This window comes from Bacillus sp. FSL K6-0268 (assembly GCF_038005425.1).
Taxonomy (GTDB): Bacteria; Bacillota; Bacilli; order Bacillales; family Bacillaceae_G; genus Bacillus_A; species Bacillus_A thuringiensis_S.
Map to the genome: position 1 here is coordinate 1,301,890 of NZ_JBBOTF010000001.1, position 22,573 is coordinate 1,324,462.

Consider the following 22,573-nt stretch of genomic DNA (forward strand, 5'->3'; position numbering starts at 1 on the left):
CATACTGTTGCTTTTTTATTTTCAAAGGAGACGAGCCCTTATGAAAAAGAAACAAGCCATTACCATTCTTGCTAGTATAGAAACATATGAAAACTTAGTATCTTTTCAAAATCTCAAGGAGCTAAATGACACTGTACGCGCATATAAAGAACAATTTGCTGATCGATTAAATAAAAATCAATTGGCTGTACTCAATCACTTACACAACCATTCTTGTAAATATTTTGGCGTTTCTTTTAAATCCAAAAAGAAGATTGCTGAAGTACTTCATATTAGCCGCAGAACAGTTATTCGCGCATGCCGACACTTAGAATTACTTGGTATCATCAAACAACTAGAAATGAAACGTAAAAGTGATATGAGACAAACAAGTAACATTATTGTAATCCAGCCAATCTTCACAAAAGACGAGTTTGTCACAGAAGCCCCTACTAAAACTGTGGAAATTTGTCACACCAAGAAAACAACTACTAAAACCTTAAAACAAAAGATAAAAGATATAAATAAACGTAAGGTAGATTCAGCTGACACAACACCTGAAAAGAGTGTACAACAAGCAAATTTTATTGCACACTGGGTTCCAGAACGTTTTGCTTCTCTAGCCTCTGCTTATTATTCAAAAGCGAGAACTATTCAAGAATTTTGGAAAGTAGTAAAACAGTGTAATTGTGTAGTAAATCATACAACAGGGGAAACTGCTTTTGATAAAGAACAAGAACTACGAATTAGTGTACAAGCTATGAAAGAATTTGCGATGAAGGTAAAAGATGGAGTCAAAATGAAAAAGGGTAAGTTTGCGTATTTCAACGGTATCGTGAACAATTTAATGAACAAATATTATTTTGACCCCGAATTTGGTATGTGATGCTCTCTGTTACACTTCGGGTATCACATATACCTTTGCATATACACCTTGCTGCACAGCCAATTGTTCCAGTGTTTTTTGCCTATATGCTGTGAGTGTAAAAAAGTGAATAATAGGGACTTTCCCGCTGTATTTGTTTTTATAATACACGGTGAATTCACCATATCTATTCATTTTTTCACTGTTCACATTCATCATTTGTGTACGATCTATTTCGACTGCGTTTAAAATCCCGTCACTATCACGGTACTTTACATCCGGAATAATTGTTTTCTTCTTGTCATGTATTTTATAACGTATAGGGGCTTCTATCTGCCAATCTTCAGGACAAAACAAATACAGCCACGCTTCGTTCCTCATGAGGCTATGCTCTAATCGAATCGTAGGCACAATCTTTTCTGTATCATCGAATAGCGCACGCCCTTGTTTATTGAGGTAATATACATACTCTTTTTTATAAACGGTACTGTTCACATATGGGCTTAAATCTTTTAGAATCCGATTTGCATTCCGTATTCCTCCCATATCGTGAATGGCCATCAAATGTCTTCTAGTGGCGAATTTCAGCTTTCTAATCGAGGTCAAAATCATCATCTGACGATTCAGTTTGATATGTGTCTGCATATACATCTTTTTTCACCTCGTATTGTTTTAATACGTCCCACATTTGTTCATTTGAGATATAAGGGACTTGAATTTCTGTTAATCGATCTGTTTTAAAAAGCGCGCGCCCTGGTATACTTTCAATCGATTCCAGGCCAGTTTCATCAATGACAACTTGAGAAGCTGTTTGAGTTGGTAGCCGAAATCCTAATTTTGCATCACTGTTTTGTTTCACCTGACGTGGTAAAGTATCTCCGGTAGGGTATTGTGTACAAAATATCAATCGAAATCCTAATGCTCCACCAATTCGTGCTATATGAGAAAGCATCTGTTGACAAGCTCCTAATAGTTTTTGCTTTTCTTTACTCATGCTCTTATCTGGACAAAGTTCTGCACCTTCGTCCACGATAATAAAATAGCGTTCTCTTATATTTGTTTCTACCACATTGGTATAATGGCGTTCTTTCATAAAAAGCATCTTTTCTTCCATCTTTTTCAGAATCACGGTCAATACCTGAAACGCTTCGATTGGTCTTTCTGCAATCGATTCAACCTGTTTTATGTTTTGGTATGGTCCGAACTCTAACCCACCTTTTAAATCAATAATAAACAAGTGCGTATAATCTGCTTGTGCAGTAATAAGGGATGTCACCACATTCTTTAGGAATACAGTCTTTCCCATACGTGTTAAACCACCTAATGTCATATGTGGTGTTTTATCAAAATCGTGATAAATCAATTCTTCTAAACTTTGCCCGATTGGCACAAGCCATTTTCCACCTTGAATTAAATTGTTTGACCATTCCCACTTCTTCGGTATTTCTTGGTCGAATACACGAATGTTCAATTTATAATTGTCATACTGAATTCGAACAGGTTTATTTAATCCTTCACTTACAACATCTTCAACCTTTTGAATAATTTTACTTGGCATACCAACAGGCAACTCATACACATATGTTGTACTTCGATTATCATGAGTTCGCTTCTTAAATGTTGGATACTGAATCCTATCATCTTTTTTAATTGCAATTCCTGACACTTCAAAAAACACTTGTATCTTCTTTTTATCATCTATCTTACTTTTAAACCGATCACCTACGAATGCAATAGTTAAAGCTGCCGTCGGGACCAATAGTAATTCCAGCATAAACATTTCTCCTTTAGATATCCCTATAAGGATATCATTGCACTTTGTTGGAAGATGGCAGAACAAGCATTTTCACTTATGAGGTCTACTGTCCCTCTCTTCCACATCATATTCCTTCATAGAAACATAACGAGAACATAACGTAGAAGATATAAGAACGAGCCCGTAAGCGTCGTATACAAGGTTATACGTGGAAGCCAATGTGGAACACTCTTCCCCATTTTTTCAGCTGCACTCATCGCAATTACAGACAAGCCTGTTGCCGTCCAAATAATGACTGCTTCTCCTGCAAGTGTCATAACCATTCCTCAACCAGTTCCTCTTTCTCACGAAATTTAATCCCTGATTTGGTAGCTACAATTTGATACCGCTCCATTAAATCTTGCCAATTCAATATATCTTCCTCTTCTCCATATAAATCTTCTTCAATAACTTGCGATAAGCTGAAATACCCTTTGTACTCTTTGTTATCAAATACTTCATGGTTCCTCATGTGAGTAAGAATGGATTCCGTCTCTTTTCTGGATCTTGACTCGTTATACATGTGACGTAGTTCTTTTGATGAATATAAATACGGTGTTGCATTGAGGTAACTATACTGAGAACGCATATAATCCTCTCCTCCATTGATATCTACAATACCATTTGGAATTCCAAGTAGATTTCTTCGTGGGCTTCCAAACGGAAGTAATATAGGTATATGAACTAGAAGAAGGATTATTGCCTGTCCTACTAAAGATTTTTAGATTCCCCTTACCTTTTTTTAAAGGATTAGCAATTTATTTATGGAATTAGACATTGAGGTGACTTTGTATGGAATTCAAATGTAGATTAAAGGTGATATTTGCTGAAAAAAATATTAAAATGGGAGATTTTGCTGACTCTGTAGGAATTAATCGTTCTACATTAAGCCTTATTGTAAATGGAAAAACCCTTCCTAACTTTACAAATGCTTATATAATCGCTCAAAACTTAAAAATGCCAATTGAAAAAATATGGATCCTTGAAAAGGAGTGAAACCAATGCATAAACCCACATTCAAAACACTCAATCAAATTATGGAGGGATACTATCATCCAGGAAGTGGACTGTCTGAGGTCACAAAATTTATTGTGGAACATCAAAATGAATCCTTGTTTATATTAGACTATAAGGGCATCCTATATCAGAAAACTTCTTCTCAAAAATATGCACAAGGATATGAAACCCTACTACTACCTTATATAGAAATACATTCAAACTCTAAACAAGACTTACTACAGCTGTTGAAACAAAAAATGATTGTTTATTTTACATATACCGAAAGAGATCAACAAAAAGAGGATTTTGTACCTTTTATGAGGAATCAGATTTTTTCATTTATGAGTCATCTACTAAAAAATATCCAGCAGAATAAAAAAGCAAATGCAGTTAAATTTGTTCTCATGGATATTGAGGCCATAGGTTATATTCCTAGACTTCCTAAAATTATGGCTGGCTGCCGCGGGTTTAATCTGGGGACTTGTTTATTTGTAGATGATAAAGAAACGCTATTGTATGGATATGACAAAGAACAAGTAGATAAGATGTATAAAAACAGTCTCGTTATTTCTAAAGTACACAAATAAAAAATCCGCCTCCAAAAGGAGACGGATTCTTCATTGTGCAATAGATTAGAGAACCTATATAAAATATAGATCATATAGAATTATCAGTCAAGAAAAAGTTCTATTTTTTGCTCATATTGGATATACTATAAATGACATCTAGAGAATCACCACGTGAGAGTCGCCTTCAGCTGGGGAAGGCGACTCTCATATTTTAAACATATTTTCAAAAATCTTTACATATATTAAACTGCTCCTGTTATGTTATATACGATTCTTTCTATACGAAAAGGCAATCCAGACTCACCACCCTGGATTGCCTTTTCTATTTTTTGAGTTATACAACATAATTTTCTGCATATATATAAAGCGGTTCAAGAGAAACCACTGAATCAGAGTACACTTTGGTCAAGTGTATTCTGTTTTTCATTATCATATTCTTCCTTGGCCTAACATAAAAATAATATAGAACACAACTACGGGGATAATATATCTTATACTGTTCTACAAACTGGGTTCTTCAGATAGAAGAACCTTTTTTATTTTACAACATATTTCTATGTTAATCCTACCTATAATGCACCAACTCTTTCTATTTGTATGACATTCTCCCTATTCCTCGCTACTATTTGTTTCCCACTCCAAATTTCGTAATCTCTTCCGATTCCTTGTTACTCATTTTTTAATTCACTTCATCTTCTTCAATCATTATAATTAAATATAAGATATCCTGTATTGGGGGGAGAAAAAATTGATTTTCAAACTATCCATTGCACTTTTATTATTACTGTTAGCTAGCATTTGGTTATTCATCGGATATTACTTGAAAACTTCACTACTATTAGGATTAGGTTTCGGAGTTATTTTTGGTGTCATCATCATGCTATTACCTGATGTGTTAGAGTGGATTATAAAAGAGGATGTATCAGAAGCCATGTTTCATTTTTAAAACAAGGAGGCGAAAACCTCCTTGTTTTCTCTTCCCTACTTCACATACACAAAGGTTTCGCTTGATGTCATATAGTATGTGCGCCCTTTACTATTGTGCACTTTAAATTGCGTGAAGCCATCCACACTTACTTTTTCATCGATTATAAATCCTTCGCCACTATCGACTGTACCCGCTACAGCGCTACCCTGCCATGACGGTGTATCATAAAACCGAAGGTTATCTACTTTTGAAACCACACGTTTCCCTACAACTGGATTTACTGATTCTTGCTTTTCAAACCTAATATACGCTGGATTATATTTCACCCATTGCTCTCCACCAAGGTTGAGCCATCCATCTTTTTCTCCCCACACTTGATACGCTTCAGGTTTGTTTAACTGACGAATAACTGAATAGCTCGTACCTGGCCCTTTTCGTAGGTTTACGTTGTTTCCAAGGATATAAGCACTCCCATCTGTTGCTGCTGTTGGTACTTCTTCTGGTTTAGACGGAACAGAAACATCCACACTAGAGTTATTATATGCCTGCTGCACATCACTTCTAAACTGTGATTCTGATACACCATGGCTACGTAAATAATCAATCGGGTCTTCATGATCTGTACCGCCCAGGTACTTTCTCACATCGTTATGCGTCCATAATCCTTTTTCTATGGATAGATTGTTATCTTTTAAGATTCTGGCCAGTAATCTTACATACTTTTCATAACTCCGTTTAAACTTAGCGTAATCAGCCGTTTCACACAACTCTACATGAACAAATCGTTTATTGGCTCCTGGTCCTGCACCATACGCAATATACTTTGTATCTGCAATTTGAATGGTTTCATTCCAATCGACTGCGTAATGAACGAACGCATTTCTCCAGGTACGAGTTTCATAACGTTGAATGTTAATGGCTGGTGCTTCAGGTGTTGCGGTACTGTGGGCAACCACTCCTTCATATACCCCTATACCGCCCCTGTATGGCGTTTTCGGCAAATCAGGTATCAGAAGTATTCTATCAGCAAAAACGTTCGTAGAAAGTGAAAATAGGATACATAATGTTGCAATTATCCCTAGTAATCGTTTCATGTTTGTTTCTCCTCCCATAGAAAAACGCACCACCGATTGGCGATGCGTTCTCTTTGTTTTTTATTTGTCTGTTTGTGCTGAGCCTTCGTGATTACTCCAGATTCCTAAGGCGACACCCAATGTAAAAATATAGGGGAGTACCTCATCAATAAAACTTTTTGTCTCCAGTAACCCAGCCTTTGCACAAATAAATCCCAGAAGGGAGGCAAGTGCCACCCATGTTTTCCAGTTACGTAATCGTTTTTGGATGTTTTCTTTTGTCATGTCTAATCCGTCTCCTTTTCGATTGTATCCAAGCGTTTATGCGCTTGTTTGGTACTTTCCTCTACCCTTGTGACCCGCTCTCCTAGTGCTACCATTTGTTTTTCGCTTGCTTTTAAATCAATCCGGATATCATCCACACCTTTTCGAATATAACCCAGTTCTGCTTTGACCTCGGCACTTTGTTGTCCATCTGCTTTTATGGACTTGGACTTATTCAGTGCGTAACCAAAATAGCTGATGGCGAGTGATAGTACTGCAATCAACACGCCTATTTCAATTGTCATGTTTTCCAACTCCTTTCCAAAAGAAAAAGAGAGACGCTTGTCTCTCTTTCACTCATACAGCTATCTTACATTTTACATGCCACCTTTTAGTATCAATCCTAAAATTGTCATAACAACTGCACCAATTACAATGCGCAAAATCCACGTTGTGTTCATGCTAATTTTCTCTAGTTGCTGATTAATCGTTGAAATATCTTTTTCATTTATCGTTGTACGCGTCTCTAAATTTCGTATATCTCGCATGATTTCTTTTTGTTCTGCTTTTAAGCTATCGATTTTTGCATATACATCTTCCAATGCATTCACGTCCTTTTTGAAATCTTAATAAAACAATCTATATATACTATGAGACAACCTTTTTCATAGTGAATGCATGGTAGCCATTTTTATGCCCATGCCGTATGTTGTTCAAAATACAAACCGCTTATGACTGCTTTGGTTCCTCATTTATTAATTGTTGTACTAATACCTTTAATTCAGCAATTTCAGCTTTCATTGAAACTTTCTCAAGTTTTTCTGCTTCAAGTTGTTCTTTAAGAGTATCAACTTCCTGCTTCAATATACCGTGGTCAAATTGAAGATTTTTAACTTTAAAGTCAACTTCTTGTATTGCTTGAATAGAAATTGAAACCGAGCTATAAAGTGTTACAGCGTCTTTCTGTGGTGTGGTGAATACATCGTCAGATTCCTCCGCAATCATACCGTAATTAATTGGAAGTGTAATAGACTCCCCTGACTCGAAACGTTCAACATCTCTTATAAAGTGATACTGTTTGATGTTTACAGAGTTGATTTTATCTAAAGCAGAGAATGGAAGGTCTTTTATATCCGTTTTAAGCGTACGAGAAGAATTAGGGATAAATTCTTGCGCCCACATACGCCCTGTAGCGCTAATATTCTCTTGCGCTCGTAATGTTCTTAATTCTATATCTTTCCATCCCTTACCCATCATATCTTTAATCTGCAAGCCATTGTTATAACCTTGTACAAAACTTGACCTTATCATTGCATTACCCATAATTAAATCATGATCGGTGGTGCCGTTTACGAAATGTATTTTATAGTCACTGCCTTTTCTTTTGAAAGTAAACTGCCCAGCGTTATTTGTAAAAATATGTGGTTCAGTTGTAGTTACAGAGAAGTAACCATATCCTGGAGCCCATCCTTCAGATTCAAAAATAATATTATTCAAGTTTTGAAAACGAAATTGTCCATCTGAATATACGCTCAGATGTCCACCGTCATTATGCATTTGAATATAGTTTGACCAAATATTAGTTCCTTCTGCATTTTCTCCTTTAGAAATCCCAAATTTCGCATATGCTTTAGAAGGTTGATCAACTCCATTCATTCGCGGCATGACTTGATAAATATAAAATGATCCTGTACCAGCGTATTTTCTATTATCAGAACCAAGGACTAATGAAGGTTGAATACTTCCATCATCTGTTTCCATAAATCCTATATAGCCACGTGGCTTATCCGAATCGAAAATCTTCATGTCTTGCTTATTTATTTCAACAAATCTGTTTCCACTTGTTTTAAGCGTTACCCCTTCTAACACTTTTCCTTTAATATGATTTGCTGTAATAAAACCTACTAAGTTAATTCTGTTCGCATTCAACGTAATGTTTTCTTTACTCATATTGAATGCTGCGATTACATCGTTTTCTTTTACAGATATGCTAACACCCTTTTCCGTTAACTGAAGACGTGTTTCCATATCTCTTACATAAGATGATGTGGCAAATTGCCCATTTGCTTGCTCTTTTGTGTATACCTCTGTCTTTTTGGCTGAAGCATTTATACCCTGTTCATTGATAGTAAAGCGGTTATCAATCAAAGTCATTTTTTGATTAAATTGCTCAGTTGCAAGTTTGTTAGCTAATTCGCCCAACAAATCTTGTTTATTTTTATCAACTGTTTGCTTCAACTCAGGGATTTTAAACCCAGCAATATAATTCTCTACTTGTTTCAGCTCAACTTTACCTTGCAGTGCTTTCGCAGTATTTTCCCATCCAGCTTTCGCCTCTTGTAATTGTCTTCCTTGTTCTGTCTGCGTATTTTGTATGAAAGAGACATTTTGTTTAATAGTAGTTGCATCTTTTTCTACAGTCGCAACACGCTTATCAAATCCACTTTGATTATTTTCTACTTTTGTGATTGTTTCTTTAATTCCATCCACATTTTTTACAATCTCTGTTGTTTTCTTTGTAAATTCATCTGTTGTTACTTGATCTTCTGCCGCTGGTTTATAGTCTGTTGCTTTATTTCCAATTTCAATTTGCCATTCTTTTAATTCGATCATGCCTTTAACATTACGTAATAGCGTTTGTGGATTGAAAACCTCAATTGCTTTATCTTTAAGATTATAAGTAAAGGAATATGTTTTCCATTCTTGATTTGCGTTAACATCACTTTCGCAACGAACACCAGGCCATAATTGTTCACCATCTTTATACTTTATCCACACTTCTACCCCAGCCCATGGGTTCGGCGTTCCCTTTTCATATCCAATAGTTCTAGCTTTAAAACTAATAGTAAACTGCTGCCCTTGTAGCATCGATAAACCATCCGTCACAATTTTAAATGACTTATTTACTATATTAGACACTGTTGTTCCTGTGTCAGATTTAAGTGTGCCACCTGTACTTAACAGAATGTTACGTCCGCCAATCTTCATATCATCAAACTTTTTCTCCACACTACTCAACTTCTCGGTGACTTTTCCTGCTTCTTCTTTCATTTCAGTTGTTGTTTTCTTAAGCTCACTTGTTGTTTGCTGCACATCAGAAATATTCTTCTTTGTACCTTCTACAGTAGATTCAACTGTATGTAATGTATTGCTAATGTCAGTACCTTTTTTCGTTAACGATTCAATAGAAGTTTTAAATCCATTAGAATCCTGTTCAAACTTAGTTACTTTTTTATCGATTTCACCTTGTTTATTTTCGATAGTAGAAATGGTACGACTGACACCTTGTAAACCTTCCTGTACTTTATTGAATTGTCCTGTAGCTTGATTCTGTGCTTCTTGTACCTTTTGGTTTAATTCTGTTTTTGTGGACTCAATATCTTTATTAACCTGTGTTAGTGTTTCTTTCTTAACTGATTCAACATCTGGTACAACCGATTCCCAAACTGTACCTGTCCATATTTTTAAAATGCCGGGCTTTCCATTACTCGTATCACGCCATAGCGTTTTATTAGGTTTAAGCCCTGTTGTTGGTGGATTTTTAGCTTCTATGATTTCAACAGTATTGTTTTTCATATTCTCTTGTACCTTTTCAGCAAGTGTTTTCGCTGCTTCTGATTCTTTCTTAGCGCTACTTGCTGTTTCATTCGCTTCTTTCACCAATTTATCTAGCTGATCCAGCATTTCTTGTTTTTCACCGAATTTACTAAGGATTCGATTGTAAATCTTTCGTAATTCCTCGTTCGGATCCGCAATTTCACGATAATCACCAAACACATATTTATCTTGTGTAGGATCTGTAAAAGATTCATCACCGGCAATTACACGTGCTTCCAGGTATAACTTAGGTGTGAAGCCCGTATCTTTAATTCGAATCGTATCGCCCTCGTTAATGAGTTCATGTGCTAGTCCGAAAATACGTCCAATCGATTGTGCCTCTACTTCATACGAAACGGAAGAATTAATACGTTTTTTCAGTTCTATTTCCATTAACGTCATTAAACGTTGTGGTGTCATATGTAACTCTTCTGTTTCTGGCGTATAAAAACCAAACTTATGCTTACCACGTTCGTTCCATCGTTGAAATGCATCATGATCAACAATATAAGGAAGTCCCCTGTTAATACTTTCAACAGTAATTACACTATCGCCTTCGCCTTTTACAAATCCGACTAACGCTGTACAAATATCTCTTGAATGTTCCATACGTGTAACACCTATCAAGTCTTTACCTAACTCTATTTCTTTACCAGTGTCTCGGCCACGCCTTTGAATCATATCTACATACCATCCAACTATTTGTGATCCTTGAACCTCAACACGGTACTGAATTTCTAATTTGAATAAAGAAGCTATTTTCTTTAAAAATGTTAGGGGATCCATAAATTCATCAATGGTCATCGTATGGAATCCTGCATAATCCGTTTTCCCACGTTTCCATTTCATGCCTACTAGGGCCATATCAATATATTCGTTTACCGTTTTCCCTTCTATTCGTTGCGGTTTTATAATTCCTGACTTAGCAATTTGAACCCAAGCCCCTGAAGCATATGTTGTAATGGATCGTTTGTCTGAATTCTTTTCTGTCTCTCTAATAACATAAGGTACAATTCTTCCGTCGCGAACTTCTTTTAGAACAAGATTTTGTTGTTGTAATGTAGCTGAATGAGTAGTTCCATCAAAAACAGTGAAATCCAGCATATCAACATTGTTTTTCAGTTCCCAATGCCTTTTGTCATCCCAATAGTCCTGTGGCTGGATAGCTGCAACGATTTGATCTGTTTTGAAATCCACAACATGCAAAATCCCGCTTGGTGTTCTCATCTGTATCTCTCCCTATAACGAACAGTTGCTTTCACATCTGGTGGCATGATATCAATACGATTTTCACCACGTATGACAGTGGGAAAATTACTAAAAATGTCTTTTAAATGAATCGCATTTTTACCGTTAATGGTTACAAGACTTTTTTCTGTATCAATTATAATCTTGTCTCCCGTATCAAAAATGTAAGGCGGATTATTTTGAGTATTTACATTCACTTTCCAGAATTTCAAATCTGAAACGGTCATTGCTTCTACTGGCGGCACATCTTGCCATTGCATCATGCTAATCTGGATTTGTGCTGCTTTTTCCATATGATAGTTATTTTCATCCGTCCACCGCACAAATCGTTCTGAATCATCTTTTTCCGTCCCCGGAAGGAATTTCGAAATATAAGCCTCCCATACATTTCCCGTTCTAGCTATCCACAATCGCCCTTGATATTGGTTCCAAGTGTTTGGATAATCACCACTCTCATAAATCAAACCTATTTTTCCCGGCTTATTATCATATCCAATTACCATTGTTCCGAAATTTTGTTCAGCTTGCCAAAACACATCAGACATAGCAATTTTTGAAAGCACTTTACTGTTTTCATCTAATATCGCTATTTCTACTCGACCCATCTCATTGATACGTTTACTTTTACATGTAACATAAGCCTGGATAATAAAATCTTGCACTGGCCCATTAGGTATATTTTTTTTAACAGCTGCACCATTCCAGCCTTTTCCTGTACCTGTACCATAATTAGAACAATAGAATTGATAACCGTCTGATTTCATTTCACCGACTGGATTGCCATCTTCCATTGAACTGACTTTACTCCATCCTACAGTGGTAGTCATTTCGTCCCATATAAGTCTTTGATTTCTTTCTACAGGTAATTGCTCTGTTTTTAAAGGATAACCGATTCTAAAGTAATCTCGATTATGGGGATACTCACCAAACCACACATCTAAAAATGTACTTGGTTTCTGTGCTTCAATTTCAATACTTGCAGGTGCTTCTATATTTCCTTGATTGACGAAAGAAGCAGTGACTTCAGTAGAACTATTTTGAGAGAACGAATGAGTATTTTGTTTTCCTAATTTATATGGCATTGGACAAACAAAAGTAATAACCCCTTTACCTCTATTGACTAATTCGTCCAAATCGACAGAACCATCAATTAATGCCAAATAAGTCCTGTCTAACTCATCATCAAAAATAAGTTCAGCCGGTTGCTCTGTATATAGCCAATCCGCCATATCTTCTTTTACTTTTTGTAAATCAGCCATATCTTTTTTCGCTCTAATTACAAGAGGAACATCAATACGACGTTCCTCCGTTTCTGTATGAAGAAAAAGAGCCCCTGCGCGATGAGGGACCCTTACTAATTTTCTTTTAACTGGAGCCCAGGAAGGGCGTTTTCTTCCAACTAGCATTTGAATATAATCTTTTCTGATCTTATTAAAAGTAAAACTGAGTTTCCCCAACGTGCTCACCACCCTTAAAATTCCGCTCTTCTTTTTTGTTCACGATCTTGAAGCTTTGTCGTATATGCGTAACTTCCGTTCGCTAATTCTTTTCCATCTAAAACGTTTGTCATATTTACCGTTACATTCAGTTCTTGTTCTCTACCTGATCTATCCGAGAACATTGTTTTTGCTGTAGGTGCGTTGTTATAAGGTGATTGTGGTTGCGTATACCCATTGAAATCACCAAGTGTATGATGCGGGATACTATAATGCGCAGTTTGGAATCCAAAATCAAAAACAGATGGCATATTCCCCATCTGTTTCTTAACCGTTCCAACTACATTTTTTGCTGCATCAAGGGCAAATCGTTTCCCTTTATCCATACCAACCCCAACACCTTCTGGTACGGCACTACCGACTGGAATCATCACCTTAGATGGACTGTTAATTTCTAACGCTCCAGAAATAGTCTTTTTAATGCCATTTGCAATTCCAGCAGCCTTACTAAACAAACCTCCTGAAGCATCATCTATTCCTCTTCCAAGCCCTTCTATAATTGATTTACCAATGGAGCGTAGATTTATCGTGCTGAAGAATTTTTCAACTGTATTCCATTTATCTTCGATACTGCTTTTCACTTCATTCATCTTATCTTTTACAGCTTGGACTTGTTCGCCAAACTTTCTCGAAACTGTATTTTTTATTTCCTCTACCTTGTTGTCGGCTGAAATTTTGGTTTCTTCCCACCATTTCGTTATACCTGACCAAGTTTCTTTCATCTTTTGAACGACATCATCTTTCATGACTTGGTATTTGGATTTTATCTGACCCGTTTCCCAATCCACTTGATTTGTATGTTCTCCCGCTTGGGATTTTGCTTCACTCACAATTTCTCGGTGCCTATCCCGCGCTGTAGAAACCGTACTTTCATATTGACGATTCGCTTCCGCAATCGCTGCGTTCGCTTCTTCTTTATTCAATGCTCCTGATTCATCCCGCAAGCGTATCGCATACGCAATTTTGTCATCACGAGTCTTTTTCGCATCTTCAATCACTTTATCTCTTGCTTTGGCACTATTTTCAACCACTTCTGCTGCTTGTCTAGCTGTAATTTCACTCGCTTGTACACGCATATTCTCATAAATAACTTTTTGTTCCATTTGATTTTTAGACATATGTTGGATAGCTGTCCTATCCATTTCATCTTGTAAAGCCTGTAAAGAAATTCTTTCAGATGTAGTAAAGTCACGTTTTTCATTTGCTGCCGTTTGAATGATTTCTTTGATTTTATTTTCTTTTTCTTGCGTCTTTAACTTTTCTTGTTCGTAATGTTGATTCATTTGTTCCATCCGCTTATTTTCTTCTTCCGCGGTTAATACATACGAATCCGCAAAGAACTTTTTCAATCCCTCCACTTCTGTTTGTTGTCTTGCATTTGTTTTTTCTATAATCGTGTTACCTAACTTGTCATATTGTCCAATTAACTTCTGTGACTGTTCTTCTGTTATTACTTCATGGCTCAATCTCATTTCAGTCAACTTTTGTCTAATACCATCAGATAACTTGAAATACTCACCTAGCACTTTCTTTGTGGAAGAACTTACTTTTCCCTCTGTATTCGTAGAAAAGCGATCTACAGAAGCAATACTGTCTTCAGTTGCTTTTTGATATGCTTTATATGCGACAACGCCAGTCCCAATGAGAGCGGCTGCTACCAATCCAATCGGACCAAGTAATAACCCTATTGCACTTCCTAAGAATCCAACTGCTCCAGCTGCCGCTCCAGCAATCCCACCAATTGGCGCTAAGGCTAAAGATAAAGCACCGATACCTGAAACAACCATTCCAACAGCCCCAAGAAATACTCCTATCGCTGTGACGATAACGGTTATCGCAAGAACAATACCACCTGTAATGGCAATCGCCTTTTGTACTGGCCCTGGTAATGAGTTAAATCCATCCACAAGCTTCTGCAACCCAGCGACAAAAGCACTCACCACAGGAGCGAGTGCATCACCAATTGTTTTTTTCATTGTGTCAAACGCTCCACTTAATTGTTCGATACGACCTTTCAACGTGTTCATTTTCGTATTAGCGGTTTCTAAAGCAGTAACTTTGGACATCTCGGTATACATTTTATTTACACCTTGTGATCCTTCATTAAACAGAATCGTTGCGCCACGAACTGCGTCTGATCCGAATAATGTTTCTAAAGCCATACTTCGTTGCTGGTCTGTTAAACCTTTCATGGATTCTTTCAGAGTGCCAGATATATGTTCTAAGCTTTGAATTTTCCCTTGTTGATCATAGAATTTTGACGATAAGAAAGCGGAACTGGTAGCTAACTCTCGGAATGTTGTATCACACTTATCATTCCATTTCGTTACGCCTTCCGTTTGCATGACATACTTTTCTAGCGCAACCTCGATGTCTCCTACACTTCTAGATGCTGGCGTAACACCATTTTTCACAAGGAAATCAAAACCAGCCTGCGCGTTATATGTGATAAGACCTAAATCCGCCATCTTGTTATATGCTTCTTTCGTAGATGGGTTCAACCTCATCAGCATCGTTTTTAAAGATGTACCTGCATCTGATCCTTTTAACCCATTCTGAGCGAATACGGCTAAAGCTGTTGCCGTATCTTTAAATGTCATACCTGCACCAGCCGCAACTGCTGCGGAAGCTGACAAACCATACTTCAATTCATGTACATCAGTGGCTGAAGCGTTAGCAGCCCCTGCAAGTAAGTTAGCGGCATCAGTAACACTCAAGCCATCTTTTTTAAATGCATTTAAGGCGGTAGAAGCAATTTCTGCTGCTTCTCCTAGTTCTAGTTCACCTGCTGCCGCTAAGTTTAATGCTCCTTCTAATCCACCATTGATAATGTCCGTTAAACTAACGCCGGCTTTTATTAATTCTTCCATCCCTTTTCCGGCTTCAACAGAAGAATATTTTGTATCTTCCCCATACTTAACCGCTAATTCGGAGAGTTTACTCATTTCTTGTCCAGTCGCACCCGATACAGCTTTTATGTTTGCCATCTGTTGCTCAAAATTCATGGATTCTTCCACAGCTGATTTTAGACCTCGACCAATTGCATACGTCATTCCACCAAACACCATGCCAATTTGCATGCCGGCGTTTTGTAAATGATTACCCAATGACTCCATTCGGTTTCCAAAATTGAGAAGTCTATTTCCTTGTTGTTCTAGTTCACGATTCGACTGCTGTAATTCTGTTTCAAACCGATTCAGTTCAGCTGTTGCCCGATGAATTTGCTCGGCATACCGCTGTGCGGATTGACTCGCTTCTCCTTCTTCTGCCTTGGCCCGATTATATGCTGATTGAAGTTCCCGAATCTTTTCTTTCTGTTTCTCTACCATACGAGACAAAACATCTACTTTCGCTTGCGTTTGCTCCGTTGCATGAGAAAAACCGCCCATGCCTGTTGTAATAGACTGAAATTCAGCCTGCAGGGATTTTAAAGAGTTGTTTAACTTGTCCATCCCTTTTTGTTCAGCTTGACGGTTTACTTGTTTTAATTCATTTTCAAACCTATTTAAATCAGCAACCGCTTTATTGACCTGTGAAGCGTATCGCTGGGTTGCTGCATCATTTTCACCCAACTTAGCCTTATTTTGATCATAGGCTTGGCGTAATGCTCTAACTTTTTCTTTTTGCGCTTCAATCAATCTATTCAGCGCATCTGTTTTAGCACGCGTTTGATCACTAGCGTTAGCGAAGCCACCCATACCAGTACTGATTGATTTCAATTCATTCTGCAATGTCCTTACGGCACGTCCTGAATTCGCTATACCTTGACGAAAATTCACATTATCAAGGGACAGCCTAACGACTAAATTATTCATTTCATTTGCCATCATCTTCCCCTTTGTTAGATCATGTTTTCTGCGGGAACTTCGATTTCATTTGAATTCTGATTTCCACTACTTGAAGGATCTTGTTCACGATACTTTTGGTTCAGTCTTACATAATGCCAAATATCCATTTCATTATCGATATGATGATGTTTATATCCCTGACGTAATAAAGAGAGGTAGAGCTCGTCCATAAACTCAGTGAACGTGAGCCCTCCTCCCTCTACGCGTTTGGGTTTGTTTCTTCTCCAGTTCCTGATGTACCACCAGCCGCTTCTACCGTTTCGTTTATAATGGCATTAATGACTTCTGTTGTGGTCGATAAGAACTTGCGAGCATCTACACCATCCCAATATTGATCCAATGTAAATTGTTCACCGTACACTTTTACTACATATTGAACCATTTTATCCATGTCCTCCGGACCAGGGTTATTTGGAATATCCGCAAGCTCAGGCGCTTGACGAATCAAACGCGCTGGAATGAATGTTGGCATATTAAAAATGTGTTGTTCTCCATCAATTCGTAAAAATAATTTCATCGTTTCGTCCTCCTGTTAAAAAATAGAGGGATTCCCCCTCTATTTCATTTATTTTGGTGATGGCGTTACCGCTTTTTCATATACCTTTTTGAACCAATTATCTCCCACAGCTTTTGTAAAGGTAGGTTCATCCGCATCAGCTGTAAATTTTGGTCTATCATCAAAATCACGCTCAATAAACGAACCTTTGAGTTTCGTTGTTTGGAAGTTAGGCTTATCCTTCTTCGTTTCGCCTTCTTCTTCCTCTTGTGAAAGTTTTCCTTTTAATAGCCAAACATATCGATATTTTCCGTTAGCCTTTAAGAAACGCCATCCGATTGCTACATAAGGCTTTTCACCTTCGCGTCTCTCATCTAATACACCGTCTTTCACTTCTGGATACCCTTCAATATCTGCTTTTGTTGATAATGAAATACTACGAAGTTCAATCTCTACTTCTACTTCCCCATCAGACTCAGCAATTTCTGATTTTTTATTATCGCTCCACATAATTTCAGAAGCTACCTTTTTAGAGGTTTTAATCTTTACAGCGCCTTCCATTTCTTTCACTGCACTATAGTCAACACCTGTTGCATCATCTTTCAATAACTTTGCGTAAACAAGGCTATCTACACCGACAGTCGAACTAATTTTAATCACTTCTCCAGCCATCTATAACTCCACTCCTTTTGCGAATCGCATCGCATAATGAAAAATTTGTGTATCATCTTCATACAAATCAGCTACCGCATAACGTGAAAAACCAATACTTCTCATGATTTCATTTACTTTTTGATGGATTGCTGTTGTGCTACTCTTTGACCAAATATCGATTTGGAATGTGATTTCACTTTCACTTTCATCATTATCCGCAAACCCATCTGGTCTATTGTCTAATTCAAAAAATGTAATCCGTGGAAACTCTTCAGCATTTTTGGCTTTACGATAATACACACGTCTTCCACCTAATAAAGAAACAAGCTCCTGATTATTTTCAAGAGCTTGCACGATTTCAGGTCGTAAATTTATCATACATTTAGCCTCATCTCGTTCTTTAAGATGTCTGTCATAGCACGTACCGCTTCTGCTTTTGAAGAATGAAATCCTGGTTCTATAAATGGCTCTGCTGGCATTTTAGATGTTCCCCATTCTAAGAATTTCCCATAAAAGAATGGAGAACGATCTGCTTTATCTATCCCGATTTTAATCGTTTTTATGCCGCCTTCCATTTTAGCTTTTGTAACTCGTATATGATCAGCCAAATGTTGTCCTGTACGCCACGGTTCACTTTTTGTTGCTCTTTTAGGACTATCACTCCTTGGCGCTATTTCAGAAATAGCTTTTCGAATAGGTTCTCCACCTGCTGCAAGGGCTTTATCCTCAATCTTTTCTCCACGTAAACCCATTTGTTCTAATTCAGATATCAAGCGATCAAAGCCTAAAAAATCAACACCATCAGCCATTCATTCCACCACGCTTCCACATAATTGATAAGGTGTGTTTTTCAGTTGGAATAACTGAAATAATGTCATACATCACGTTCTTATACTTCATCTTCATATCAGCATTTACATCAATGCGATATCGGATTTCCGTTTCACCTTGGATTTCGCTATTAGCTGCGGCTGCTTCAAAGTATTTTCTTCCTTTTAAAAAAATAAAAGAACCCCATACAGTAAAAGAATCTTTATAACTTTCTATTGGATCACCGTCTGGACTCTTTGCTTCCTCGTCTTTCACTTGAAAGGTAAGACGTTTATCTAATTTACCCGGATTCACTTGCATCACCACCACAATACTGCAACTGAATTAACATTGACTGCAAACTAAATGCCAATTGTTCAGCCTTCCCAACCGCTTCACGGTTTTCATACCAATGAGAGATTAAAATACGAGCTGCCAATTTGGCAAGCTCGCTATCTAGTTTCACATCCTGACGTGTTGCATTTTGAATATAGATTTCAGCTGCGATTACGAAAGATGTAATGAGATCGTCCTCCTCATCACCATCCACACGAAGATACTTTTTCGCTTCTTCTACTGTTAGTACCAAGAAGGGCACCTCCTACCGGATTACGCCCCTGCTTTCGGTGTAACCACAATCTGTCCATATACAACCGCTTCTGCATCCCATAATGTCACGTCTTCACGTTCAATCGCACGGAACTCAGAAGTGTTTGTTCTCCATGCATTCCCGCCTTCTTTCGTCATATCAATAGATAATTGTTTTCTATCCCAAAGAATAACTGCCTCTTTTAAGTCACCAACAATGAAAGGTGCTTTTCCGTCTTTATCTGTCGCAATTGTTTTATTAGACAACACAATAACGGGTTTACCAGCGAACAGCTTACGAGTTGGATTTGTTGGATCTGGTTGAAGTAGTGGGCGTCCATTTTTATCTTCTAACTGATCTAAGTAATTGAATCCATCTTGGTTTGTAATAATGTTTGCTACAGCCGAGAAAGCTGGATCTAATGTGACATGTAATGCTGTTTTAATGCCTTTATAATCTTTTAAATCAACTTTTGTTAATTTGTTGATTTCTTGTAAAATTAAATAATTACGAGTTGCAATCGATTTCTTCGCAATCCATTGACGTAAATAACTTTCTAACGCTTGATCTGTATCATCTAATAAATCATTGGGTACTGGTAAAAAACCTGCATAATCCTCAATTGCATAAGATAAACGATCGAATTCAGGAGAAGCAATCTCTTGCATCGCATTTGGTTTCCCATACTCAGATAATGGCGCAAAGGGTGTAGATGCTGCACGTTTTTCTAATGTGCGAGCTCCCTTGTTTGTTGAAACAGGTTGTACATTTACATATTGTTCTAAGCTATCTACTGTTTGCTTTAGCTGATTAATCGTTGTTGTAATATCTTCTGGAACAATAAAACCGCCATCTTTTCCTGTATTCTCAGATAGTGCTGCTTTATATTCCTCCATCACACTTGCTTCTTCCTGCGTTAAATGTTGACCACGAATCGCTTTCATAAATACGTCTTTGTATGATGGATCTTCATTTTGAACGGATGATGGAGGCAATATGCCTGCTTGTGAGTTTACAGGTTCAGAAACTTGAATTTGCATCATTGCTAAATAATTATCCAATTCATTTTTCGCGTTTTTTGCTTCCTCAATTTTTGCCTTTGCCTCTTCATATTTACCGCTGTTATTACATTCTTCCGCTTTCGCTTTCAAATCAGCAACTTTTTGACGTAATTCTTGTTCACGTTTATCCATTCTGGATTTCCTCCTCATATTGGCACAAAAAAACAGACCTATAGTTCTAACAGGTCTAGTGCATTTTGTATTTTTAATTGTTCATTATTATTCTTCTTTGGAATAGAAGGCGCTTTTGCTACTACTTTACTAGGTGTTTTCTGATATTTATCAAAGTAATCACTACTACAAGCTGCAATTTCTTTTGCTCCCACAACTTCAATATGGAAGTATTTCTCGGCTTCTTCCCCACTTAACCAGGTCTCCGCATCTACTAACTGCTGAATCTCTTCCATTCCAATACCATCTTTCAGATTCTCTTTGTAGACATTCAAAATGCCAGATTCAATGTGATCCAAATCCTCTGCCATCTTTCGAAAATCATTGGCATTCCCTGCAGAGATGGTCCAGGGTTTATGAATCATTAGGAAAGCATTCGAAGGAATCACAACACGATCACCCGCTAAAGCAATCACAGAAGCAATCGAAGCTGCCACACCATCTACATAAACAGTTTTTTGAGCCTTATTGCGCTTTAGCATATTATAAATAGCTAAACCAGCAAATACAGAACCACCACCACTATTTACATAGATATTCAGGTTACTTTTATCATCCAGTTGTCCTAACATGTTTTTCACATCATCCGGCATCACATCCGAATCGTCCCATTTCCAAGCAGTATTATTAATGATATCACCATAAATATACAAATCCGCCGAAGAATCTGTTTGATTTTTGACGGTAAACACATTATGCATCCTCTTCACCTCCCCCCGTAGGCGCTCCTGCTTTCGCTAACTGATATTCATCTGCAATTTCAATGGATACATGGTTTAAATCCACGCGATTCTTATCTCCGTGTTCCCCGATTCCATCCATGTCTTCTAGTTCTAATACCTTATTAATCGAGAACACCCCACGGTCTAACATAATGTTATAGAACTCCGCTCTAGATTTCTGGTCCGCTCGTAACAGACTGGTTAAGTTAAACTTGAGATAATATCGTTTTTGTTCAACAAAAGAAAAGACTTTATAAGAAAATTCCTCTTCATACTGAATAAGAATCGGGCTGAGTGTATTTTGAATAAAATCCAATGCCTGTTGTTCAATATTGGAGAATGTCGCACGATCTAATTCATTAATCATGTGCAAGGGAATGTTAAAAATATTTGCGATTTCACCTTTATCAAACTTCATTCCTTCAATAAACTGGGCATCTTTTAACGGCATACCCACTTTTTCAAATTCGAGACCTGCATCTAATATCGCAATACGCTGTGCATTACTCAGGCCTGTATTGGCTTCTTCCCAAGCATCACGAAGCTTATCTTTCGCTTCTTTATTCAGGGGTTGCGCTGTCTTTAACAACCCACTATGGGTTGCGCCTTTCCTATAGAATTTCCCCTTGAACTTTTGCGCTGCCTGTGAGCTTCCAATCGATTCTCTTGCGACTTGAATCGGTGGTTTCCCCTTCAGACCATCGGTCGATAATGTCGTGAGATGAATGACATCGTCAGCTGCTAGTTTCACAGGTGTCCCATCTGGTAAACTCGTGAAATACCACAGTTGATTTGTTTTCACATCAATAACGGGGTTTGTAACAGCTGGATTCAATACCCACAATTCTTTTGGCCTTCCATCCAATCCCCAGTGGATGTTGATGTAAGCATTTCCCCATGTATTGCGGTGCGTTTCAATTACATGTTTAAATTTAAACGGGCTTTGGTACGGATTCGGGCGCCTTTCCAACACAAATGAGACTTGATGCGCCTTATCCCGTTCTCTTCCCTTCGCTGTCTTTTTAAACGTTTGAAACGGAAGCATCGCCACACTATTCGCTAAAATGTTCACGCATCGGTATACCGTTGGTACACCTAACGAAGATTCTACGGTAACCCGTTCTCCGCTCGTTGCTTCATAACTAAATAAACTCCGAAACCAAGGTGCTGGATTTCTTAGGTCTGTTGTGTCCTGATTTCGAAATAAATTTCGGAATATCATATTTTCACCTCCCCTCTATTTCCTCGCCATCACCACCCCGATCAGTGTAAGAGTGATTCCAAGTACATACCACCCATATACAGGAGCCACACAAAAAGTCGTCCCAATGATAACGGACAACCCCGAAATGATAAAAATATCTTCTAACATGGTAAGAAAAACGTATAAAAATCGCATATCATGCCTC

The 22,573-nt window shown here is 37.6% G+C and carries 25 protein-coding genes; 4 read left to right on the forward strand and 21 right to left on the reverse strand.

The window, feature by feature from the left end:
• Nucleotides 1-40 precede the first annotated feature (40 nt).
• Nucleotides 41-865 (forward strand): helix-turn-helix domain-containing protein, encoded by an 825-nt coding sequence (locus MHI28_RS06450; RefSeq protein ID WP_327947447.1) that lies wholly within the window; start codon nt 41-43, stop codon nt 863-865.
• A 9-nt stretch (nt 866-874) separates the two neighbouring features.
• Here MHI28_RS06450 and MHI28_RS06455 read toward each other — a convergent pair whose 3' ends face one another.
• From MHI28_RS06455 to MHI28_RS06470, 4 genes are all read right to left on the reverse strand, one after another.
• On the reverse strand, nt 875-1,495 hold the full coding sequence (locus tag MHI28_RS06455; RefSeq protein WP_098856211.1) for a replication-relaxation family protein: 621 nt from the start codon (nt 1,493-1,495) through the stop codon (nt 875-877).
• Nucleotides 1,437-2,618, reverse strand: a complete 1,182-nt coding sequence (locus MHI28_RS06460; protein ID WP_327947588.1) for an FtsK/SpoIIIE domain-containing protein — start codon at nt 2,616-2,618, stop codon at nt 1,437-1,439. The genes MHI28_RS06455 and MHI28_RS06460 overlap by 59 nt, the downstream gene beginning before the upstream one ends.
• 116 nt (nt 2,619-2,734) lie before the next feature.
• Entirely contained in the window at nt 2,735-2,917 is a 183-nt protein-coding gene (locus MHI28_RS06465) for a hypothetical protein (protein ID WP_000170775.1), read from the reverse strand.
• The gene (locus MHI28_RS06470; RefSeq protein ID WP_098856209.1) at nt 2,914-3,228 is read right to left on the reverse strand and encodes a hypothetical protein; all 315 of its coding nucleotides are present in this window, start codon (nt 3,226-3,228) and stop codon (nt 2,914-2,916) included. Before MHI28_RS06470 ends, MHI28_RS06465 begins: the two co-directional genes overlap by 4 nt.
• A gap of 203 nt (nt 3,229-3,431) precedes the next feature.
• Between MHI28_RS06470 and MHI28_RS06475 the strand changes: the two genes are divergently transcribed.
• The 3 genes from MHI28_RS06475 (at nt 3,432) to MHI28_RS06485 (ending at nt 5,153) form a co-directional block, all read left to right on the forward strand.
• Nucleotides 3,432-3,635, forward strand: coding sequence for a helix-turn-helix transcriptional regulator (locus tag MHI28_RS06475; RefSeq protein WP_098856208.1), 204 nt, complete (start codon nt 3,432-3,434; stop codon nt 3,633-3,635).
• 5 nt (nt 3,636-3,640) lie between these two features.
• Nucleotides 3,641-4,225, forward strand: coding sequence for a type IV secretory system conjugative DNA transfer family protein (locus MHI28_RS06480; RefSeq protein ID WP_098856207.1), 585 nt, complete (start codon nt 3,641-3,643; stop codon nt 4,223-4,225).
• 730 nt (nt 4,226-4,955) lie between these two features.
• Entirely contained in the window at nt 4,956-5,153 is a 198-nt protein-coding gene (locus tag MHI28_RS06485; protein ID WP_098856206.1) for a hypothetical protein, read from the forward strand.
• 35 nt (nt 5,154-5,188) lie between these two features.
• Here MHI28_RS06485 and MHI28_RS06490 read toward each other — a convergent pair whose 3' ends face one another.
• The 17 genes from MHI28_RS06490 to MHI28_RS06570 all read right to left on the reverse strand — a co-directional run bounded on the left by MHI28_RS06490 (nt 5,189) and on the right by MHI28_RS06570 (nt 22,563).
• Nucleotides 5,189-6,229, reverse strand: a complete 1,041-nt coding sequence (locus MHI28_RS06490; RefSeq protein ID WP_098856205.1) for an N-acetylmuramoyl-L-alanine amidase — start codon at nt 6,227-6,229, stop codon at nt 5,189-5,191.
• Nucleotides 6,230-6,289: 60 nt separating this feature from the next.
• Nucleotides 6,290-6,493, reverse strand: a complete 204-nt coding sequence (locus MHI28_RS06495; protein ID WP_098856204.1) for a hypothetical protein — start codon at nt 6,491-6,493, stop codon at nt 6,290-6,292.
• A 2-nt stretch (nt 6,494-6,495) separates the two neighbouring features.
• Nucleotides 6,496-6,777: a hypothetical protein gene (locus MHI28_RS06500; RefSeq protein ID WP_098856203.1), complete on the reverse strand. Its 282-nt coding sequence runs from the start codon at nt 6,775-6,777 to the stop codon at nt 6,496-6,498.
• Nucleotides 6,778-6,849: 72 nt separating this feature from the next.
• Entirely contained in the window at nt 6,850-7,074 is a 225-nt protein-coding gene (locus MHI28_RS06505) for a hemolysin XhlA family protein (RefSeq protein ID WP_098856202.1), read from the reverse strand.
• A gap of 127 nt (nt 7,075-7,201) precedes the next feature.
• On the reverse strand, nt 7,202-11,296 hold the full coding sequence (locus MHI28_RS06510; protein ID WP_340827701.1) for a phage tail spike protein: 4,095 nt from the start codon (nt 11,294-11,296) through the stop codon (nt 7,202-7,204).
• Entirely contained in the window at nt 11,293-12,774 is a 1,482-nt protein-coding gene (locus MHI28_RS06515; protein ID WP_336295027.1) for a distal tail protein Dit, read from the reverse strand. The genes MHI28_RS06510 and MHI28_RS06515 overlap by 4 nt, the downstream gene beginning before the upstream one ends.
• 14 nt (nt 12,775-12,788) lie before the next feature.
• A complete protein-coding gene (locus MHI28_RS06520; protein ID WP_340827703.1) occupies nt 12,789-16,640 on the reverse strand; it encodes a phage tail tape measure protein in 3,852 nt (1,283 codons plus the stop codon).
• Between the two features lie 220 nt (nt 16,641-16,860).
• Nucleotides 16,861-17,178 (reverse strand): phage tail assembly chaperone G, encoded by a 318-nt coding sequence (gpG, locus tag MHI28_RS06525; protein WP_065484886.1) that lies wholly within the window; start codon nt 17,176-17,178, stop codon nt 16,861-16,863.
• A gap of 48 nt (nt 17,179-17,226) precedes the next feature.
• The gene (locus MHI28_RS06530) at nt 17,227-17,829 is read right to left on the reverse strand and encodes a major tail protein (RefSeq protein WP_098856408.1); all 603 of its coding nucleotides are present in this window, start codon (nt 17,827-17,829) and stop codon (nt 17,227-17,229) included.
• Nucleotides 17,830-18,189 (reverse strand): tail completion protein gp17, encoded by a 360-nt coding sequence (gene gp17 / locus MHI28_RS06535; protein ID WP_065484889.1) that lies wholly within the window; start codon nt 18,187-18,189, stop codon nt 17,830-17,832.
• Complete coding sequence (locus tag MHI28_RS06540; RefSeq protein ID WP_098856407.1) at nt 18,186-18,620, reverse strand: HK97-gp10 family putative phage morphogenesis protein; 435 nt, start codon at nt 18,618-18,620, stop codon at nt 18,186-18,188. Before MHI28_RS06540 ends, gp17 begins: the two co-directional genes overlap by 4 nt.
• Nucleotides 18,613-18,936, reverse strand: a complete 324-nt coding sequence (locus MHI28_RS06545; RefSeq protein ID WP_098856406.1) for a phage head closure protein — start codon at nt 18,934-18,936, stop codon at nt 18,613-18,615. Before MHI28_RS06545 ends, MHI28_RS06540 begins: the two co-directional genes overlap by 8 nt.
• Nucleotides 18,923-19,210: a head-tail connector protein gene (locus MHI28_RS06550; RefSeq protein WP_098856405.1), complete on the reverse strand. Its 288-nt coding sequence runs from the start codon at nt 19,208-19,210 to the stop codon at nt 18,923-18,925. Before MHI28_RS06550 ends, MHI28_RS06545 begins: the two co-directional genes overlap by 14 nt.
• Nucleotides 19,211-19,230: 20 nt before the next feature.
• Complete coding sequence (locus tag MHI28_RS06555) at nt 19,231-20,403, reverse strand: phage major capsid protein (RefSeq protein ID WP_098856404.1); 1,173 nt, start codon at nt 20,401-20,403, stop codon at nt 19,231-19,233.
• Between the two features lie 38 nt (nt 20,404-20,441).
• Complete coding sequence (locus MHI28_RS06560; RefSeq protein ID WP_445661793.1) at nt 20,442-21,143, reverse strand: head maturation protease, ClpP-related; 702 nt, start codon at nt 21,141-21,143, stop codon at nt 20,442-20,444.
• Nucleotides 21,136-22,386: a phage portal protein gene (locus tag MHI28_RS06565; RefSeq protein ID WP_197229016.1), complete on the reverse strand. Its 1,251-nt coding sequence runs from the start codon at nt 22,384-22,386 to the stop codon at nt 21,136-21,138. The genes MHI28_RS06560 and MHI28_RS06565 overlap by 8 nt, the downstream gene beginning before the upstream one ends.
• A 15-nt stretch (nt 22,387-22,401) precedes the next feature.
• A complete protein-coding gene (locus tag MHI28_RS06570; RefSeq protein WP_199665344.1) occupies nt 22,402-22,563 on the reverse strand; it encodes a hypothetical protein in 162 nt (53 codons plus the stop codon).
• Nucleotides 22,564-22,573: the final 10 nt, after the last annotated feature.